A 1,739-nucleotide genomic window follows, 5' to 3' on the forward strand; every position below is an offset into this window, starting at 1 on the left:
CGTATATTATGTTTAACTCCTTAAATACCATTCTCTTTTTCATCTTTTCTATCAATATAAGGTGGTCTGTTTGGACGTCTCGAGATATTTCTAGATAATGGTCTTAGGATCATTTGGGACAATTCTTCCTGCCCCTGTAGCTTGACTACATCTAAAGACTGTTTCTCAGTGTACGTGCGGCACTTCATACTCGCAGGCTGAGCGCACTGCCTCTCGAACTCAGGTGACAAGCAGCCCTGAGGCGGCTTTCGATGCAGATGCAGTTCTGATACACGAGGTTGATGATCGGCGTCCATACTAGAGATATCTCGAGGCGTCCAAGGAAATACCCAATGATTCCACAATGAAAGGAGGGTAACCCCCATGCGATTATTTGTTGGTTTAGACGTAAGTTCGTTTGACATGAAAGGCTGTATCCTTGATCAGGAAGGATCAAAAGTGGATACCTTCACGGTATCAAATGACCTTCCAGGAGCCACAGTTTTGAAGGAACGAATCCTCGGCCTTGCGAAAGGACGTAAAGTTGAAAGCGTTAAGATCGGTTTGGAGTCCACTTCGGTCTATAGCTTCCATCCTTCTATGTTCCTTCATTATGATGAAGACCTTAAGGTCTTTGACACTCAAGTGTTCGTCATTAATCCGAAACAGATTGCCAACTTCAAGAAAAGCTATTCGGATATGAATAAGACGGATGAAATTGATGCATTCGTGATTGCCGATTATGTCCGATTCGGCCGTAACCAGATGTCCATTGTCAAGGAGAGCCAGTATGTCGCACTCCAACAGTTGACCCGTTCACGTTATCACTTGGTTAAGATGATGACAAAGGAGAAACAGCACTTTCTCCAACATCTGAATTTCAAGTGCAGCAACTTTTCCCATGAGGTGGACTCTTCCGCCTTCGGAAATGCGATGATGGACCTCTTCCTCGAAAGATACAGCCTGGAAGAACTGGCCCAGATGCCTTTAGATGAATTGGCTGCGTTCCTTCAGGAACACGGGAAGAATCGTTTCTCTGATCCCGATAAAGTAGCTACTTCCATCCAACGGGCAGTCCGCTCTTCCTACCGCTTAGATAAAGTGGTAGAAGACTCAATGGATCTCCTTTTAGGTACTTCCATTGAGCTGATCCGTTCCTTTCAGAAACAGATCAAGGAAATCGACAAAGCCATTACCCGTCTAATGACAGGCCTTTCCCAGACCTTGGAGACTATACCGGGCATCGGACCTGTATATGCCGCAGGCATTATTGCCGAAATCGGCCAGATTGAACGTTTTGAAGATGAAAGCAAGATTGCCAAATATGCAGGTCTATACTGGCGGAAACACCAGTCTGGCCGCTTTACAGCTGAAGACACTTCTCTTTCGCGACAAGGAAACGAATATCTGCGCTACTACCTCGTTGAAGCCGCCAACTCGGTTAGGAGACAGATTCCCGAATATCGCGAGTTTTACCAAAAGAAATGTCTTGAAGTTCCAAAACATCAACACAAACGTGCCCTCGTCCTAACAGCAAGAAAACTCGTGCGATTGGTGGATGCGCTGCTTCGCAAACGCCAAGTCTTTGCGCAAGAAAGGTGCGTGAAGATCTGACAAATATACTTTGTCAGCGCAAGCCTTCCTGATTTCCAGTAAATTACATTTATTTACTGGTGTAGTTCCTTACGGTCTTTTTTAGTCACAAGTAAATTGAAAACTAAACATCTTTAAACTTTTGGAGTTGACATATTACCGCAGGT

1 protein-coding gene is annotated in these 1,739 nt (G+C 44.7%); it reads left to right on the top strand.

What is annotated here, in order from left to right:
- Positions 1-363: 363 nt before the first annotated feature.
- The gene (locus tag MKY20_RS28625) at positions 364-1,593 is read left to right on the top strand and encodes an IS110 family transposase (protein WP_009333976.1); all 1,230 of its coding nucleotides are present in this window, start codon (positions 364-366) and stop codon (positions 1,591-1,593) included.
- The last annotated feature ends 146 nt before the right edge of the window (positions 1,594-1,739 follow it).

This window comes from Cytobacillus sp. FSL W8-0315, from assembly GCF_038002905.1.
In the GTDB taxonomy this organism is placed as follows: Bacteria; Bacillota; Bacilli; order Bacillales; family Cytobacillaceae; genus Cytobacillus; species Cytobacillus pseudoceanisediminis.